Source organism: Sedimentibacter acidaminivorans, from assembly GCF_017873955.1.
GTDB lineage: Bacteria > Bacillota > Clostridia > Tissierellales > Sedimentibacteraceae > Sedimentibacter > Sedimentibacter acidaminivorans.
In genome coordinates this window covers 32,579-51,256 of the sequence record NZ_JAGGKS010000008.1, presented here as the reverse complement: position 1 = coordinate 51,256, position 18,678 = coordinate 32,579, and the positions used below count along the sequence as shown (strand labels likewise).

17 protein-coding genes are annotated in these 18,678 nt (G+C 29.1%); all 17 read left to right on the top strand.

Annotated elements, in window-relative coordinates; translation table 11 throughout:
* Window positions 1–48 precede the first annotated feature (48 nt).
* The 17 genes from J2Z76_RS12775 to J2Z76_RS12700 all read left to right on the top strand — a co-directional run bounded on the left by J2Z76_RS12775 (window position 49) and on the right by J2Z76_RS12700 (window position 18,678).
* Entirely contained in the window at window positions 49–942 is an 894-nt protein-coding gene (locus tag J2Z76_RS12775) for a hypothetical protein (protein ID WP_209512461.1), read from the top strand.
* 52 nt (window positions 943–994) lie between these two features.
* Window positions 995–1,195: a hypothetical protein gene (locus J2Z76_RS12770; RefSeq protein WP_209512460.1), complete on the top strand. Its 201-nt coding sequence runs from the start codon at window positions 995–997 to the stop codon at window positions 1,193–1,195.
* Window positions 1,196–1,212: 17 nt separating this feature from the next.
* Window positions 1,213–1,425, top strand: a complete 213-nt coding sequence (locus J2Z76_RS12765; protein ID WP_209512459.1) for a hypothetical protein — start codon at window positions 1,213–1,215, stop codon at window positions 1,423–1,425.
* 56 nt (window positions 1,426–1,481) lie between these two features.
* Window positions 1,482–1,919, top strand: a complete 438-nt coding sequence (locus tag J2Z76_RS12760) for a hypothetical protein (RefSeq protein WP_209512458.1) — start codon at window positions 1,482–1,484, stop codon at window positions 1,917–1,919.
* 5 nt (window positions 1,920–1,924) lie between these two features.
* Window positions 1,925–2,443, top strand: a complete 519-nt coding sequence (locus J2Z76_RS12755; protein WP_209512457.1) for a hypothetical protein — start codon at window positions 1,925–1,927, stop codon at window positions 2,441–2,443.
* A gap of 243 nt (window positions 2,444–2,686) precedes the next feature.
* Window positions 2,687–3,214, top strand: coding sequence for a hypothetical protein (locus J2Z76_RS12750; protein ID WP_209512456.1), 528 nt, complete (start codon window positions 2,687–2,689; stop codon window positions 3,212–3,214).
* A gap of 446 nt (window positions 3,215–3,660) precedes the next feature.
* Window positions 3,661–3,993, top strand: coding sequence for a hypothetical protein (locus tag J2Z76_RS12745; protein ID WP_209512455.1), 333 nt, complete (start codon window positions 3,661–3,663; stop codon window positions 3,991–3,993).
* Between the two features lie 771 nt (window positions 3,994–4,764).
* Window positions 4,765–5,313, top strand: coding sequence for an HD-GYP domain-containing protein (locus tag J2Z76_RS12740; protein WP_209512454.1), 549 nt, complete (start codon window positions 4,765–4,767; stop codon window positions 5,311–5,313).
* 93 nt (window positions 5,314–5,406) lie between these two features.
* Complete coding sequence (locus J2Z76_RS17085; RefSeq protein WP_425347566.1) at window positions 5,407–5,496, top strand: putative holin-like toxin; 90 nt, start codon at window positions 5,407–5,409, stop codon at window positions 5,494–5,496.
* Between the two features lie 310 nt (window positions 5,497–5,806).
* Window positions 5,807–6,487 (top strand): peroxiredoxin, encoded by a 681-nt coding sequence (locus tag J2Z76_RS12735; protein ID WP_209512453.1) that lies wholly within the window; start codon window positions 5,807–5,809, stop codon window positions 6,485–6,487.
* Between the two features lie 63 nt (window positions 6,488–6,550).
* Entirely contained in the window at window positions 6,551–7,837 is a 1,287-nt protein-coding gene (locus J2Z76_RS12730) for an S-layer homology domain-containing protein (protein WP_209512452.1), read from the top strand.
* 73 nt (window positions 7,838–7,910) lie between these two features.
* The gene (locus tag J2Z76_RS12725) at window positions 7,911–14,351 is read left to right on the top strand and encodes a hypothetical protein (protein ID WP_209512451.1); all 6,441 of its coding nucleotides are present in this window, start codon (window positions 7,911–7,913) and stop codon (window positions 14,349–14,351) included.
* A 158-nt stretch (window positions 14,352–14,509) separates the two neighbouring features.
* Window positions 14,510–15,808, top strand: coding sequence for a WG repeat-containing protein (locus tag J2Z76_RS12720; protein ID WP_209512450.1), 1,299 nt, complete (start codon window positions 14,510–14,512; stop codon window positions 15,806–15,808).
* 105 nt (window positions 15,809–15,913) lie between these two features.
* A complete protein-coding gene (locus tag J2Z76_RS12715; RefSeq protein ID WP_209512449.1) occupies window positions 15,914–16,357 on the top strand; it encodes a prepilin peptidase in 444 nt (147 codons plus the stop codon).
* Between the two features lie 13 nt (window positions 16,358–16,370).
* The gene (locus J2Z76_RS12710; protein WP_209512448.1) at window positions 16,371–16,592 is read left to right on the top strand and encodes a hypothetical protein; all 222 of its coding nucleotides are present in this window, start codon (window positions 16,371–16,373) and stop codon (window positions 16,590–16,592) included.
* A gap of 247 nt (window positions 16,593–16,839) precedes the next feature.
* A complete protein-coding gene (locus J2Z76_RS12705; protein ID WP_209512447.1) occupies window positions 16,840–17,187 on the top strand; it encodes a plasmid mobilization protein in 348 nt (115 codons plus the stop codon).
* Between the two features lie 3 nt (window positions 17,188–17,190).
* On the top strand, window positions 17,191–18,678 hold the full coding sequence (locus tag J2Z76_RS12700) for a relaxase/mobilization nuclease domain-containing protein (protein ID WP_209512446.1): 1,488 nt from the start codon (window positions 17,191–17,193) through the stop codon (window positions 18,676–18,678).

Genomic DNA, 18,678 nt, shown 5'->3' with positions numbered 1-18,678 from the left:
ATTAAAACATGAAAAACAAGAAAGAAGGTGATTTAAATAATATATGTATTGCTATTGGTAGTAGCATTGGCATTGATAATAATAGATATTATTCCTAAAAAAAAACTAAGGCATAAAAGAACAATAAAAACAATTATGCAAAGTATAAGCAAGATGCTAAGTGCTATACAATATAAAGAAGGCAGTAAGAAATATGAAGAGTTAAAAAATTACTTGAAAAAAGCAGGATTAGATATAACACCTGAAGAATATCAAACTATGACAATATTAATGCCAACAATAATTACCATTATATACACTGCTTTTAAGATATTAAACTATATAAATTTTATGGTCAATACAAAAGAAATAAAAAAAGTTGCAGAGATATTACAAGATCCAAGTTTACTAGATGTAAAATTAAACATAAGATTTTTAAACTTGTTGTTAGTTTGGTTTATAACACTATTAGTTGTTAAATCTATACCAAAAATAAGAATATCATTAAGACAAGCAGCAAGTGAAAAAGAAACAATGATATTACAAACCTATACAATAATGATGTTAAGAACAGATAAGCCTACAAAAGAAATACTGAAGAGTTTGTATGAGAGAGCAAAAATATTTAGACCATACCTGGAAAAAGCAATAAATAAATTTTCGACAGATTCCAACAGGTCACTAACAGAGCTTAAAAATACAGTGCCAAATGATAACTTTAAAAAGATATGTATCGCATTAGAACAATCATTGAACAATGACAAGAAGCATAGCATAGATTATTTAGAAAATCATAGGATTTTAATAAGAGAAGTAAATAGGCAGAAGAGAATGCGAAAAGGAATAAAGAATCAAATCATAGGAATGCTTTTAATGATACTCCCAATGTTAGTATTTGTATCAATAATAGGATATCCAATCATAATGTATACAATAAAAAGCATTAAAACAATACCAATATAAACTGACAGTAAAAAATTAAAACTGTCGGTTTTTTAATATATATAAATTATTTTTGAAGGGAGGTGAAAAAAATATAAAAATAAGAAAATATATAAAAAACGAGAAAGGTGTAACGACAATACAAGTCATAGCACTATTGGCATTAACAGCCATGATTGCCATTGAGTTTTTGCCAAAATTTCAAGCTGCAATTGACACGAGAAATGATGCAGTTGTAGAAAATTTTAATTCTACAGATACCAAAATTGATTAAAAGTAAAGGAGAGAAAATTGAAAACACTTAAAAAATTTAAAGAAAAGGCAACAAGAATATTAAAAAATAAAAAAGGTGCAGTAACAACAACTGAATTAATAGCATGGACAGGAGCAATATCAATAATATTGTTTCTTGCAATAGTAGCAATAAAGTCATCAACCATTGACGGAACATTAAAGCAAACAACGCAAAGGATGACAGAAATGGAAGATGTATTAAAGAAATAAAAGGATAGGGCTGTAGCTCTATAGCTATAGCTCTATCCTTAAGAAGGGTAAATAGGATGAGAAAATATATAAACAATGAAAAGGGTGCATTCGAAATAATAACATTTTTGGTTGTTTTGCCTTTTATAATATATTTTATAGTGTACATAGTTATAGGAGGACTTTTCTTAATAGAAAAGAATGAGTTAACAACAATTGTAAATAAAAAATTAGACCAGGCAATTGTAGTGGGACAGTTTACAGTAGACATAAAAACAGAACTGATACAAGAATTAGATACAAAAGGTTTTAAACAAGAGAAACTTGAAATAACAATAACACCAGCAGTAGCAGGAGATAATGACAATAATACATACGCAACAAGAGGTCAAGAAATATCAGTAAAGGTAATATATAAAAAAGCTCATACATTTTACTATATAAACGGAAAATTAGGAACAGAAAATACTTTTTATCCAAAAACAAAGGGTGCAGGAATGTCAGAGAAATGGTGAAGAAAATGAAAAAGAAAAGGTATTTAAATAATAAAGGAAATTCATATATTTGGCTTATAATTTTTGTAGTTATTTTTTTAGGAGTAGGGATGTTAGTGATGGATCAAGGGAGTATATACTTAAATAACAAAAAAGTAAAAGAAGGATTGAATAGATCCGTCAAAGCTGCAACGTTAGCAATTAAAGAAGATGAAATGTTAGCTGAAGGACGTTTTAAAATAGATGAAGTGAATGCACAGATAAACTTTAAAAACATTTTAGCAGAGAATCTAGGATTAGATAAGACAACCTTAGAACCTTTAGAAACAGGAAGCTTAGTTGATAAAAAACCAGATGTAAAAGAATTTGTAGTTGAGAACAATACCCCGAAAACATATTATTCAACAATATTAAACCATTCTTTTGAATTAGAGAATCCATCTGTCATGGCAGTTGTCCAGGTTAAAGTTAAAGGCGTTTTTTCAAGCAAAATTATTACAATGTACAAACTATCTAGCAGCCAGTTGACGAGCATATATGAATGATGGAGGGACTATGAGTAAAAGGCAAAAAAAAGGAAACGAGGTAAAATCCATGTATATCCTTAATTTAAATGAAAATATTTTTCTGCATTTTATAAAAGTTTACCTGATAATTTTAGGAGGCTTTAACCACAATTACAATATTGTCTTTATTATTTGAAAAAATACAGAGAATGAGATATATAAATAAAAAATTTAAAAGGAAACGGTACAGAAGAACTGTTAAAATAAGGGGAGGAGTAAGACGTGAAAGCAACAGCAGGTATACTTAAAAGTATCTTTTTGCAAGGATATACAACAGAAAAAAATATTATACTAATTCCTTTAAGTATAATTGAGATAATATTTTATATTTTTTATTCAGCTTTAAAAAAAATCAATGCACAATTTATGCTTCCATATATTATACAGTCTATAATAATTTCAGTCATTTTCTTTAATATTTTGAGCATTGTATATAAGGGCAAATATCGAAAAAGCCGTATTATTATATTGCTTTTTTTTACGTATCCTATACTTGCAGAATTTCCAGAAATTCAATCAGAAACATATTTGTTGAAAAATACATTGAACATTGCATGGATAACTGAAATTATTAAAGAATACATATTTTTTGATGTAGATAAATCTTTTAATAGAACTATGACAACTTTATTTATAATGTCATGTCTAATAGTGCAATTAGGAGTAAATTATATATTGGTTCTAATACCATTTCTCCTAATTACAGGGAATTTAATAAATATTTCAAAAATAAATTGGAGAAAAAAATAGAAGCTTATGATATAATTGTTAAAAATGTGGGGGCAATTAACATGTACATATTTATTAAAACTACCTTTCTGAAAATTTTTATATTTACAGATTTGGTAGCTAATTTATTAGAAGGAATCTATAAATTCTATCTTGAGTATAAGAGTGAATATATGAAATATAGGTTTGTAATTGAAATACCGATATTTTTAATATTACTTTTAGGTTATCGAATCAATAATAAAAATCTGATGATAACTTGTATATGGTTAATAGGTTTAATTATCTTTGTGCCATACCTAATCAAAAGGATTCACTTGTATAGAAATTCTATATTCTATTTTCTTTACACTATTTTAATTGTTTTTTCTTTGTTGTTTTTGATTATTTCAAGCTATTTAGGGTCAGAATTTTATTTGTCAAAGCTACCCCATTTAATATACTTAGTCTTGTGCATCTTTTTTAGCATGATTGCTAAAAAAGATGTCGCATTGATTGGAAATGAAATAATTGGAACTATAGCAACTTTTATATATACGCTTATTATGCACTATAAAGATAATATATCATGGTATGTAAAAGGATTGTTTTTAAATACTCCGGTGAGGCTTGAATTGACAGCTAAAGATATACAGGAAATAGAAGAGTTCGATAATTTCATTACACAAGCTACATCAGGCTTCCTAATTATAATATTTATATCTGTTACATCAATTACGTTAATTCATCTTAAAGAATATTGTAATAACAAATATTTAAACCGTATAGTAGATGAATACGATGAAAATAAATGCGTATAATTTCGTATTTAAATTTAAATATCAACGAAATCAATATAAAAATACATTTAATAAATTTTACACAAAGATGCTATATGGTCAATACGGCATCTTTTTTTAGTTCGCCCAGCATGGGCGTAATCTAATGGGTGAAAGTCCCTAACATACCCTGATAGTGGGAAATGTATAGCCGAGGGCAAGGGTGTCCATCGCGAGGTGGAATCTGAAGGAAGCCTAAGTGCAAATCTCTGGTCTGACGAACAGAAATCATATATAAGGCAAGGTATATTGGGTAAGGTTGCTAAACAAACTGAAGCCCAATAACTATCCGAAGATATACAGTGTAAATGTGGCAGATAGATGGAGTGAAAGATTACGCACCTTAACTGGGGAGGTCTGAATGATATGCCTTGCATGAGGATGAATTTCTTCTCTTGGTAACCCATATCGGGAGATATGATTGAGCATTCAGAAGTCAGTTCAAGTCGTAGTATCAAAGATGTTAGTGAAAGCTAATGGAGAAAAGGGCTTGACGATAGACTTTAAATAGTGATTATAAACAGAAAGTTATAATGATAGCAGATAACTTCATTATGAAGACTATCTAATCGGAGGATAGAGTGGAACTCGAAAGTAAAGGATTAGAAGTGCTTAGTAACGCTGACGTCTAATCCATGCAATAGCAATTTATAGTTTATCGAACCGCCGCTTGCGGAACCGCATGAGCGGTGGTGTGAGAGGACGGGGGTTAGTCACCCCCTCCTACTCGATTGCCAGAAGGGAGTGAAGCTGATGCAAATGATAAATAATCTTAGATTGATTAAGCACAGTATAAAGGTTGCTATATTCTCATATAACTTAGCAAAAAAAATTAATCTTTCTAAAGAGCAGTGCAGAAATATTTTTATGGCAGGACTGCTACATGATATAGGAAAATTGAAATTAGATCAAAGTATTCTCAATAAAAAGAGTAAGCTTTCTGAAGAAGAATTTGAATATATAAAGTTACATGTAAATTTAGGGGTTCAAATACTAAAAAAATATAAAGTATCAGAATGTATCTATAGAATAGTAGAGCAACATCATGAGTCAGAAGATGGTACAGGTTATCCAAATGGATTTAAAGGTGAAGATTTATTAATAGAAGCAAAAATATTAAAACAAGCAGATATATATGATGCACTCACTTCAAATAGATCATATAGAAAGAAATATACGAAAAAGCAAGCAATAGAAATTATGGCAAATAGAAAAATATTATTAAATTCGCTTTCTGTAAAAAATATAAAAACACTTAAAATGGTTGGAAAATCAATAAAAAATCAAAGAAAATACTTGTGAAAATAACAAAAATATGGTAAAATATATATACGAATAGGTAGTGACAGGGTATAGCTGACCCAATCCAACGAAAGGAGGTAAAAACTCTTTTGAATGGTGGTGATGCTGATTATGTCTACATATGAGACTATCTCTCTAATGGTTGCATTTGCAATGTTAGTAGCAGTTATCATAAAAAAGTAGATACCCTGTTGGCCCAGAGTATCTACTAAATACAATTTATAATGTTTAGTCAGCTGTAGCCGACTACCTATTCTTTATCTTATGTATATTGTAACTCATTTATACGAAAAAATCAATACTAAATTAGAGATATATATGAAACTATCTCTCTAATGGTTACACTTACAATGTTAGTAGCACTTACCATAAAAAAACAAGATAGATTATTTCAATAGTATTGTTTATCTTTTATCATTATAAAAATTTAATAACTCATAAAAATTACTTGTAGTCATATAATTTAATATAAGAATACAAGTATGGAGGGGTTATGATTTCTAACGATATTGTTTCTGCTAATAATTTTAAAAATCCAAGTAATTGCATTACAATAGGAAGGATGGCACCTGATTTTACCGATTCATCTACTCAAGGAGTTATTACATTGTCAAAGTATAGGGAAAAGTGGGTTTTGCTTTTCAGTGAACCCGTTAATTTTGGTCCTATATCAACTACTGAATTAATTGCATTTACGCAGCTATATGCAGAGTTTGAAAAAAGAAATGTACAACTTTTATGTATAACAATAGATAGTACTTTTTCTGATATTGAATGGTTAATGGATATTTATAAAGCGACAGGACTTCAGGTTCCTTTTCCACTTTTGGCTGATAGAGATGCAGAAATAGCAAATCTTTATGGGATGGTCAATCCTGATAGAATATACGAAGAAAGTGTAAGAGATGCTTTTATAATAAATCCAGGAGGGAAAATAGCTGGTATTTTAACGTATCCAGTATCATGTGGCAGGAATTTATATGAAATTTTGAGGATGATTGATTCACTCCAATTAACTTATGAAAATAATGTTTATACTCCAGCAAATTGGATTCCAGGTCAACCAGTTGTTGTTCCTCCTCCTCATACTTTCGAAGAGGCATTGCAAAGAGAAAATGAAGGCGAAAGCTTAGGATTAAATTGTAGTTCTTGGTTTTTGTGCTATAAGGATTAATATAAATTAAAAGATATACAAATAACGCAAAAGAGAAGATTATCATTAGATAAGGAGGCAGGTATGAAAAAAATAATAACAACTATTGCAATAATAATTATAATATTTTCCTCTTCAGCAAGCGCAGCTGAAATAAATTTTACTGATGTTAAGACAGACGATTGGTTCTATAAAAACCTTCAGGAGCTTACGGAAAAAAATATTATTTCCGGATATCAAGACAGTACATTTAAACCAGGTAATACGCTTAAGTTTGAAGAATTTATAAAAATGCTTGTTGTGGCTGTTGAGGAAAAGCTGGTAAGTCAAAAAGGGAAACATGAATGGTATCAAATTTACATTGACAAAGCGATAGAGTGTAAATATATTACAGAACAGCAAAAATCACTTATAGATCAAAATATTGACAGACAGACAATGGCAGAAATATTATATAATGTGCTGACTGAAAAAGAAGAAATAACAGCATATACTGATGCAGAGCTTGAATATTTAAGTGACAGACGGACAGACATAGAAAAAACAGATGTAAAAATATTAACAATAAACGGAATAGGTGTAATCTCCGGATACCCTGATGGAACTTTTAAGCCGACTGGTACACTAACCAGAGCTGAGGCTGTAGCAGTAATAAGTAGAGTAATAAATCCGGAGCTGAGAAATCCAGTTAAGATTGTAAAACGGGATGCAAATGGAGTAATCGATGCAAATGATTTAGATAAAATTACAATTGAAGAGAGTGGATATGATAAATTGAAAGAATATGCTCAATACGGTATGCATAATGATATAACGTATAAAGCTGAGAATTTAATAAAGGCAGATATTTCAATGTTACCCATAAGATACGGAGGATTAGTCATAACAGGAATTCAAAAACTTCCAGCAGAGAAAGCTCCATACCATGGAGATACATCTATAGCATGGGGTCAAGGTGACTTAGACAATGTGGATGCGATAATTATTCATGCATATCCAATTGAAAAAAGTGATGACAATAAAGGCACAACTGATTATTGGGTGGATTCATCACTTAACGTGGCATTTGTAAATAAATCGGGAAGCTCATATGTTAGACCTGTAGTAAAAGCAATTTCGTCATATGGTGGTGAAGCTGTATATAATAAGATTAAGGAAATGTTTCCAAATTATGCTCTTGGGGAATATCCAAAAGTAGAAATAAATCAGCAATTTACAACCATGGCATTTACTAATAAAGGTATTATAAGATTTGAGTTAGAAAACTTAAGCAAAATTATTATTATGGACACACGAGGAACATATTATCCAGCAGCTTCAACGAATGATGTGCTTGAAATAGATGCAAGTGGTTTAAAGGAAATTAAATAAGGAATAGAATTTATCAATTAAGAGCATAGAAATATGTTCTTTTTTTAATGCAAAAATAAAAGGAGAGGTAAGAATGCAGAGGAATATAAATAAAAAAACTATAATTATTGCTATAGTGCTTATATTAGCAACAATAATTTCGGTGTTTGCCATATCTAATGCAATACAAGAGAGCAAGTCAGCAATAAAAGCAAATATATCGCCATACAAATATGGTTTAGTTGTAGCCTATTACGGGTACTGGAAAACTGGAGATTCATATTTTGCTGATGTAGACTATCCAGGTCAAAGAAAAAATATAGGGCAGGTTCCTTCTGAATACGCTGAATTTGACTTGACTTTTCCAACAACACTTATTGAGGGTAATTATGAAATTGACAGTATAATAGATCTTAGAAATTACAAAGGATCATGGAATGAATTAAATTATCATAATATGACTGAGAATGAAGTTAGGAAGCATTACATAGAACATGCTTCAATATGGAACCCACAGGCTTATACGGGGGAGAAAAATACAGAGGTTACATTTACAGCATCCTTTAAACTTCTTAATCCTCCTGATCCAGGCTTTTTGGGAAGTAAATTTGCAAAGGATATGGGTGGGGGCGTGTATAAATGCTACATCGCAGTAGTAATAAAATATGTTGATTCTGATTACTTAGCTGATCCTGAAGGTTGGTGGGAAGACCATGGGGGCAATCCAGATGATCCGGGTGATGGAGATATAAATGTAACTATTAAATATGTGGATGAAGACGATAACAAGCTTATGAGTGACAAAACAAGAAAGACAAACCTCGGAGCTAACTTAATTGAGAATTCTGAAAGAATAGATGGATATAAATGCACTGGATATAGCATAACTGGTAAAGAAACAAAAAACTTCTTGGACAATTCAACAAGCTTTGTTGTGGGGCTATTTGACTATTCAACACCGGTAAATAATAATCTCAACATTACATTCCATTACGAAGAATATGAAGAGCCTGAAAAGCCTAAATGCGACCCTCAATTTGATACTGAAACTGAAGATAAAAGAGTAACAATGAAAAGAAGAGATTTTGATAATGCGACAGATATATTTTTCAATAATGTAAAAATAGGAATTGGTGATTTTGAAGGTGGATTCAAACAATTAAGCGGAACAGAGTGGGAAGAAGTTGAGGGAGAACATAAATTCCACTCTTTTGATATTTATTTGAAATATCCCGGTAGTACTTCATACGACTTTACAAGATATGATATTTATTCAACAGCGTATCAAAATTTAAATGTCCCAGCAGTAAAATTTACTCCGACAAACACTGAAAAAACAGAATATATCGCAGAAATTGAAGTGACTTTAGGGGTGTTTTGTACATGTGGAGGATTTAATGCAGAAAAAACAACTTTACGTTTATATGTAGATATCGTAGAAAATAAGCCGCCTACTGCATTTTATAGATATGCTACAAAGAAGATATTGCCTTCAGGAACAGAGAGCAGAGTATATGGAAAGGCATTCATAGGTAAAGATGTTGTTATTGACAATTACTGTAATGATCCAAACGGTTTAAAAGATATTGATTATGTAAGATATATCTTTAGAAATATTAATGACACAGGCCAAGTTAAATCGATTCAATTTAAAATGATGCCTTGGGGTGCATATGAGCTAGATGAAGCAGACAACTTCGAAGATACATCAATCATTTTTAATGGGTATGATAATGGAAACATAAATGTTGTTTTTACTACTGACGAAGAGTGGGAATTAACAGTATATGTACAGGATACGGAAGGATTAAATGACACATATAAAGAAACAATAAGGCCAGAAGTTCTAAGCTTAAACCCGACAGCAGTTATAAAAGATACATCAAGCTACAGATATCCGATAGATCACGAGTTTTATGGAAAACAAAACAGGGTTATAAAGTTAAACAGTAACAGTTCACATGTTGCATCATGGTTACATGACATGGACATTACAATAGATCACAGTAAAGATATGTGGGAGATAGAACCTTTAGATGGTCAAAATATTAATTCAGTTAAATTTGAAAGAGACATAAATAAATTAATAACTGGCAATGTATTGAATGCAAGATATGAGCCATTAAACATAAAGATGATGTTCAAAGAGCCAGGAAAATATAAAATCAGACTTCAAGTCACAGATACTGATGGTAATGTATCAGATTGGACTGAACAGGTATTAACAATAAACGAAGATTTACCACCTACCATAACAGCAAATGTAAATTCAAAACATTATAGAAATTCTAGTAAGAATGCAACAATTAAGTTTAATGCTTTAGCAACTTCAACTGATGATGATTTAGCTGAAGTTACAAAAGTAGAATACAAGTTTGATAGTAATAATAACGGTAGTTTTTTAGATGAAATTTTGCAAACATCAAACTTATCTCATAAAGATGTTAATATCAATGGTATTCTTTATAAGGAAATTACTTTAACATCTTTTAAGGTAGGTAAATATCAGTTTGTTATTAATGTTAAAGAAGATTTTAAACAAGAAACTATCGAAAAATATATTACAAATGAAGATTATAAAACTGCTTTTACAACTATAACTACAGAAATTGACAATACAGCTCCAGTAGGTACATTGGGATTAGAAAAATATAATAAAATTGATGTAAAGGTATTGACTACTGGATTAACTGGAACAAGACAAGTTGATGTAGATAATAATTTAAATAACTTAAAACTATGGTTAGAAAGTAAAAATAACATAAGGATAGGAAATATTGATGTTTTAAATCTTGCTGATGAAGTAAATGGATTAACAGAAGGTAATACACTAACTTGGAAAAAGGTTACAATGAATGGCTATGTTGATGATCATAGATTTGAATATGAAGAAATTGAAGATGTGACAGATACAGGCGGTAATCCTGATACTGACCCTGAAAAACCATTAGTAGGGTTTTGGTACAATATGTTACCAAGTGGAATATATGCTGATGGTTGGAATGGAATACCAGTACCAAATTTATATTTAGGAGGTAATTTATCAGGTATTGATATAAGCAATCTAAAATATAAAGATTTAAATAGAACTTGGGGTAATAGCTATCCAGTACGAATAATAGAAAGAGACTACTATCATTTAAATTATGGTTATAATAATGTTAATACCAGTATAAATGGCTATAGTGTTTGGAATGCTCCTTATTCAGATGTAAATTTTTATTCTGCAATTTCAAATGAAAAACTAATCGATTTTGATATTGAGTTTGATTTAAGTATTAGCCCATTGAAATATGGCGAAGATGATATGGGAGATGCGGTATTCTTGTTTAATGTACAAGATAAAAGCAATTATTTTGTTTACTCTGAAAAGTATTATAAAAATTGGATGGCAGGTAATAAAATTGCTGAAATCGTACAAGTAAAAAATGGTGTATCTAATATTCTTGAAGAATTTTATTATACTAGAAAAAAAGAACATGGGGAATGGGAATATTATGAAACTACTGTTTCAAGAATTAGACAAGTGGGAAATTTATTACAAGCATACGATGGTAGTAAATTGGTATTTGAAAAAAATATAAATAGTTTAGATGCAGGGGGTTATTTAGGAATATCTGCAAAAGACGGTTATACTTCAAAGAACGTAGATCTTAATATTGAAAAGTTAACATATATAAACAACAGTAGTATTTATGAAGCTGTTAATAATTTAAGTTGGGGAAATGAAACAGATAAATACATTATTAATTTAGTGGAAAATAATAAACTTAAAGAATTAACTGACAATGAACAATTAAATAAAACAGCAGGGTTATTACAAGGGAAAGAAATAAATCTTATAAATATAGGTGTTAATTCAGTTAACGGAACTAAATTAAAAGAGCTTACAACAAAAAATCAAAACAATGGTACATATATAGAATTAAACAATGTATATGATAATTTAAATACTGCGACTTCGTATATAAGAAATAAATATAGTGGCTCAAATACATTGGATCAATATTTGTTATTAGAAAACACAATAAATTACAAAGAAAATTATTCAGATAATGAAAATGATCCTTTGTTTTCAAAAGCATTTAAATTTTATCATTTACCTACTTATTTTGAAAACAATTTAGGGACTATAGACATTAATAATATTTGGGTTGGTAAACCAATAGAGAATTTTAGTAAAACAGGAAAGTATACTTTAAATTATAGGGTAAAGGATAATCCTTTGTTTCCTGATTTGAATTTATTAGATCCATTTAATAGTTATAGAAAATATAGCAATATATTTGCACAAGATATTTATGTACATAGAAAACCAATATCGAATTTTGGTATAGCTGATTTTTCATCTAATGCATATAAAAATACTTTATTAGTTGAAGATTTTGAAGATGAAACTTATGTATTAGAACCGATTTTTACAAGATACGAAGGAAATGCATCTTTTCAAACGGGTAGCATAAGAAATGGGTATTTAGAGTTGTATGGTACAAATAAAAGGGATGACGAAAGTTATACATATGCTGAATTTAAAATTAATGTACCTGATAATGCAATATCAGCTAAAATAAAGTTTGATATAATTGATGATAATAAAAAAGGAACTATAAATGTTAAACTAATAGGGACAAGTATAAATCAAACATTCTATGATAGTGCTAATGTAGAATATAAATTATCAGAAGGCAATTATTCGTTGTTGTTATTAGTACCTAAATATAATGAATGGTCAGGTAGACCAAGTTTTCTTATAGATAATATGAAATTAAGTTTTAGTTTACCAAATGAGAATGTTTTAATTAATATAACTGAAAATTCATATGACATAGATCATAAAAGTCTTTCTAATAAAGGAGTTTATGAATGGCAATGGAAATTAATCAATCGGGATGGTATAACAACAACTCAAAATTCTACAAGTAAAGCTAGTGGAATAACATGGATTCAGAACAGTTTAAAAAACTCTAAATGGTTTAATGCTACAGTATTATTACGAGTAAAAGACCTAGAGGGTGTATGGTCGGATTGGAGTAGTAAATATATAGACGGTGAAGCTATTAAAGATGGTTGGTATCCTGAATTAAATGAAAGTATACCTATTGCAGACTTTTTAATAGATAAAGATCCATTAATAATAAATTCTGAAAGTCAAACTATTACAGATACAAGTTATGATACAGGTGGTTCAGCCTTAAATTATATATGGACTGTAAAAAAGGATAGTAAGAATTTATTTACAAGTACACAAAGAGATATTAGCAGCACTTTAAATAGTCATATATTAACTAATGGTATTGGAATTTATGAAATATCATTGATGGTTAGAAATTCTTCAGGTGTTTATAGTGAAATTGTTACAAAGTCTTTTGAAGTTACTATATACAATGATGCACCGACAGTAAACTTTAATCTTGTAAGCAATGAAAACCCTGCTTGGTCATTTCCTAAAATATTAGGGTTATACACATTAATATATAGACCATCTAATACATTATTTTCAGAAGAATATGCAAGGTTTGACACAAATGTTAATGATCCAAATACGGACAACACAGGCTTCACATATAACTGGAAATTAGAGCGGTTTGCTGTTAAAGATATGAATAATATATCAGGAGGAGCAGCAGCAACAAACACATACAACTACACAAAACAATTTCCATTTGTAAATAGCTTTAAAGGTCAAGGTCTACCATGGGGAGCATATCGCATAACGTTCAATGTTACTGATAAACCACCTATACCACCTTATCAAATTTCTGATGCTAAGTCTGCAACAGTCACAAAGAATTATTATATTGTTCCAGAATTAAGCTTGATAGGAAGTTTTGAAAGTGATAAGAGTGAAATAATGGTTGGAGATTCTATTAAGTTGAAAGCGAAGACCAATAAAATTACTGATACTGTTGGCTGTAGCTTTAACGGCACAAGTTATGTATTAAGCAAGGTATCTGAAGATAGTAATTATGCCTACTGGGAGAAAAATATAACCATACCTGAAAGCATAACCGAAAGTGGAACTTACAATTTGCAGTTTATAGGCAAGACAAATTATGGCGGTAACGGAAATGTTACAAGAGAAGTAAAGGACAATGTACCTATTGATATTGTGGCTTTAAAGCTTATAAACTTCCGTATAACGGATATAGTTAATCATCCACACATAACATTCCCTTACACAAAAGACATGATTTTAAGCGATTTAATACCTTATAAAACAGGGTATTATGTAACATTTCAAATAGATAGCAAAGGTAAGCCAGATAGTGTGTATGGCCGTATAGATGTAGGAAACAATGGAAATATAGATCAAATTATAAGTATGACAAAAGTTATAACAGGAGATACAGAAACATGGCAAGGAAGGTTTTATTCTTCAGCCCACTTGCCAGTAAATACGATTATAAGTATCAAGCTTGATTGTTCAAAAGGTTCTGTAACTTATGATTATAATGAAAAAGAAAATTGGAATGGTCGAAGTTTGGTAGTAAATGGATCAGTTTTTCAAGATGGACGTATAAATTTAATATATTAATAAAGAGTTGTTTTTATTTAATTTTAAGAAAAAAGAGTAATTGCAAAGTTACAATAATTATGGTAAATTATTGAAGTGCAAAATTTAAGTTCTACATGCTAATTTCTAATTTTAAAAATGAATTTAAGAAATTTAATAATTAATATATGGAGGATGAAATGGATAAAAAAATAAAATTATGGGTAATTTTTATTGCTATAGTAATAAGTTTAACAGGATGTAGCCTAAGTAATACTGAGGAAGTAGATACAGATGTAAATGTTAGTTCTAAAGTTGCGGAAGATTTGAATGATAATGTTATCGATGGTTTAATAATTGAACAAAAGGATTTTTCAAGTGTAAAAAACCGTGCTACAGAAAGATTAATAGGTGTACAAAGTGTGAAAAATTCAATGTGGGGATTTATTGATGCTATTAGCGGTAATTATGTGATAGAACCACAGTTTAATGACGTGCAGGAATTTTCTGATGGACTTGCTGCTGTTCAAAATCGAGAAGGGTATTGGGGTTTCATAGATAAAAATGGAGAATTAGTTATTGATTATAATTTTGATTTAGTGAGCAGACTAGCAGTTTATAATTCGTATTATTCTTTTAATAATGGATATTGTTTTGTAGAAGCTGAAAGTTTAAATTCTGGTATACCAGAATTTGCAATAATTAATAATACGGGTAAGGTACTTTGTGAATTAGAAAATCATAATACTGTCAGAGGAGAGTGGAAAAATATTGGACAATATGCATTATCAACAGAAGGAGATTTATATGATGTAACACTTAACAAAATAGTGGATAGTAATGTTAAAGTAATCGAAGAAGAATACTATATTGCATATAGAGATAGTGCTTACGTTGGCTTTGATTATAAAGGAAATGAAATATTTAAAATTGATAGTAAAACTGATAAGTATGATGTAGAAGGGTATGAGGAATATTTTATATTATTAAGACATAGCGATAAGAATTCGGAGGTATTTTGTTCTTTATATGATATAAAAGGAAAAGAGATAATAAATGAGAATGATAATCTTCAAATATTACATCTAACAGATAATAAATTGTTGGTAAAAACAATTACAGGCATAAAGATATTTGATATAGAAACTAAAGAACTCACGGACACAGATTGGGATAACTTTGATACTTGGAGTAGAAAAATAGAAGTAATTAATGATAGGTACATAGTGGAACATACTTCTCTATATGATATAGAAAATTGTAAAATGTATGATTTTAAGGAATACGGAGCATTTGTCGCTTCGGTTTTAGGTGACAAAGTTGCGCTGATTGATAATGGAGGTATAAATGAAGGTAATGAATTAATTGCTATAAATTTATTGACTGGAGAAGTTGAGAAAAGTGGAATTGTAAATCCAAAGGAAAGATGTAGCATTCCATTGTTTATTTGCAAGCCTTCATTTACTGAAACAAATAGTTACTTTGTAAGGTGGGAATAAAGGATCATTTAAAAATAAAAATTTTATTACTTGAAATTCTGGTTACAAAAAAAATGATGTTATTAATTTAACGTCATTTTTTTATAGAGCTAAAGGAGATATCCATTGCAAATAATAATTTATATTATAACAATTCTGATGTTAATAAAAATTTCAAACATAGATTACAAACAAAAAATAATTCCTGACATGCTAAGCTTAATAATAGCTCTGTTGGGAATTTTTAATTTAATAATAAATTTTCAAAACTGTAAAGTATATATTGCATCAGCTGCAATTGCATTTGCAGTTTTTTTATTAATAGCCATAATAACCGGTGGAGGAATTGGAGGAGGAGACATAAAACTTCTAACTGCTTTAAGCTTAATATTTGGTACAAATATTTTAGATATTGTAGCAATAACATTTACATCTGCAACAATTATTTTAATACCAGGGCTAATTTCAAAGCGAATAAATACGAAAGTAAATTTAGCATTAGCACCTTATATTTGCTTTGGAGTAATAATTATATCAATGATATTAATATGGAAAGGACAAATAACATGAATGGAGAAAATGAATGTCAATTACAATTGATGATATTAGAAAAATATTTCTAGATACAAATAAAAAATATATGGTCAAGGATAATTCAAATTTAAGAAGGCTTGAATGTTGTTTAACACAACAAACAGACTTTCTTTTTATTTTTACTTGTACACAAGAATCTTATGAGAAAAATAAGATATGCATCAGCAAAATCGATTACTATCTTAACCACAATTTAATAAAAGAAATATAAGGAGTGTGACGTTAAAATGAAAATAGATAATGAAATACAGAATGACAAAACAATGAAATCGGTAAAGATTAAGGTTGAAAGACAGTGGTGTCTTTCTTTTTTTCTTTCAGAAAGCCTGTATACTTAAAACCCTGTTTTGAGTATAGCAAGCATTGGAAGTGGCTATCCACTTCCGGTATTTAGGGGATACCCCTAAGACCCCTTGCGGAAGCAAGAATAACAATTGAATATAAATAATGGTGATGATATGAATAAAAAAAGAAAAAGAAATAAGCAAATCATAGTAAGGACTACGGAAGAAGAATATACAAAAATAATGGAAAAGGTAAAGATATCAGATATGACAATGAACAGATTCTTTATAAATGCTGCATTGAGAAAAGAAATAATAGTTTATGACTTTACAAGCATATTTGAATTATCAGCTCAGGTTAGCAGAGTTGGAAATAACATAAATCAAATAGCTAGAAAGTTAAATCAGGGTGGGATTACTAATAAAAGTGAAGTTGATTTTTTAAAAAGCTCTTTGAAAAATATAAATAATGTACTTATGGAAATTTATAAGGATATCCAGAAATCACAAGATGAGGCATAAAATATGGCTTATGTAAAACAAAAATCTATAAAAACAACTGTTCTAAAAAATATTGTATATATAGAAAATAAAGATAAAACAGAAGATAAATTTTTAGTAAGTTCATACAAATGCAGTACTGATGAAAGATTAGCATATAAGGAATTTTATTTGCTAAAGAAAAAATATGATAAGGAAGGTGGAATACTTGCTCATCATTTTATGCAGTCATTTAAACCTGGCGAAGTTGATCCAGAGACGGCTCATAAGATAGGAAAAGAATGGGCAGAAAAATTTCTTGATGGGAATTACCAATTTATACTTACAACTCATACAGATAAAGATCACATTCATAATCATATTACTGCTAATTCAGTAGGATTAAACGGCAAGAAATTTAATACATGTAGAAATGAATTAAAAGACATAAGAAAATATTCAGATTTAGTTTGCAGAGAGCATGAGTTAAGTATTATAGAACCAAATAAAAGAAATAAAAATAAATCATATAAAGAATGGAAAGAAAGCAATAACAAAACTTCTTGGAAGGATGTTGTTAGAGAAGATATTGATGCAGCTATTTCTTGTTCAGATAGCTATGAAGAATTTCTTAAAAATATGCAGGACCAGAATTATTATATCAAGCAAGGTAATGTAAAATATATAACTTTCAAAAAACAAGGAATGAGTAAATCTGTCAGAGGTAAAACACTAGGGCTAGATTATGATGAACATAGTATCAAACAAAGAATTAAATTTAAAGAGCATAATATTGGTTCGTTTAAATCAAAAGATAAAAAGTATTATAGAATCGATAAAAATAGTCTTGAATATCAAATGAAGAGATTGTCATATAGACATGGAACATTAGAAACTAATGTTAAATTAATAATATTATTACTAAAAATGATTTTTAATAATAATCAAAACTCATTTATAAAAAATGACAGACCAGTAAAATATACATACGCACAGAAAAAAGCAATCAAAGGTATTGAAGATTTATCTACCAAGCTAAATCTTTTAAATAAATATAATTTGCATAAAAGAGGTGATGTTCAAAATCAAATCGAAATTTTAGATAATAAAATTAGACAAGAAGAAATGAAGCTTCAAAAATTAAAATTATTAGAAATTAAAATGGATGCAGTTTGTACAGAAATAGAATTATATCATAAGTATAAAAAATATAACGATGAGTACAAACAATCATTTTTAAAGGGGGCGTATAAAAAACAGCACGAATATGAATTAGAAAAATTTGAAAGGTGTAAAGAAAGATTAGAAAAATTCGGATTAAAAGATGAAGCTCAATATGATGATTTTATTAATCAACGAGAGGACATTATTGAAAAAATTAAAGGGGTCGAAAAAAGAATAAACAATATTAGTAATGTACTAACAGATATAGAAGATTTGCAACAGTATCTTAATAAGAATGAAAGAAATAAATTTATTGAAGATATACAACTTGAAACCAATATAAAAGATGAAAAAGAAAAGGAGAGATAA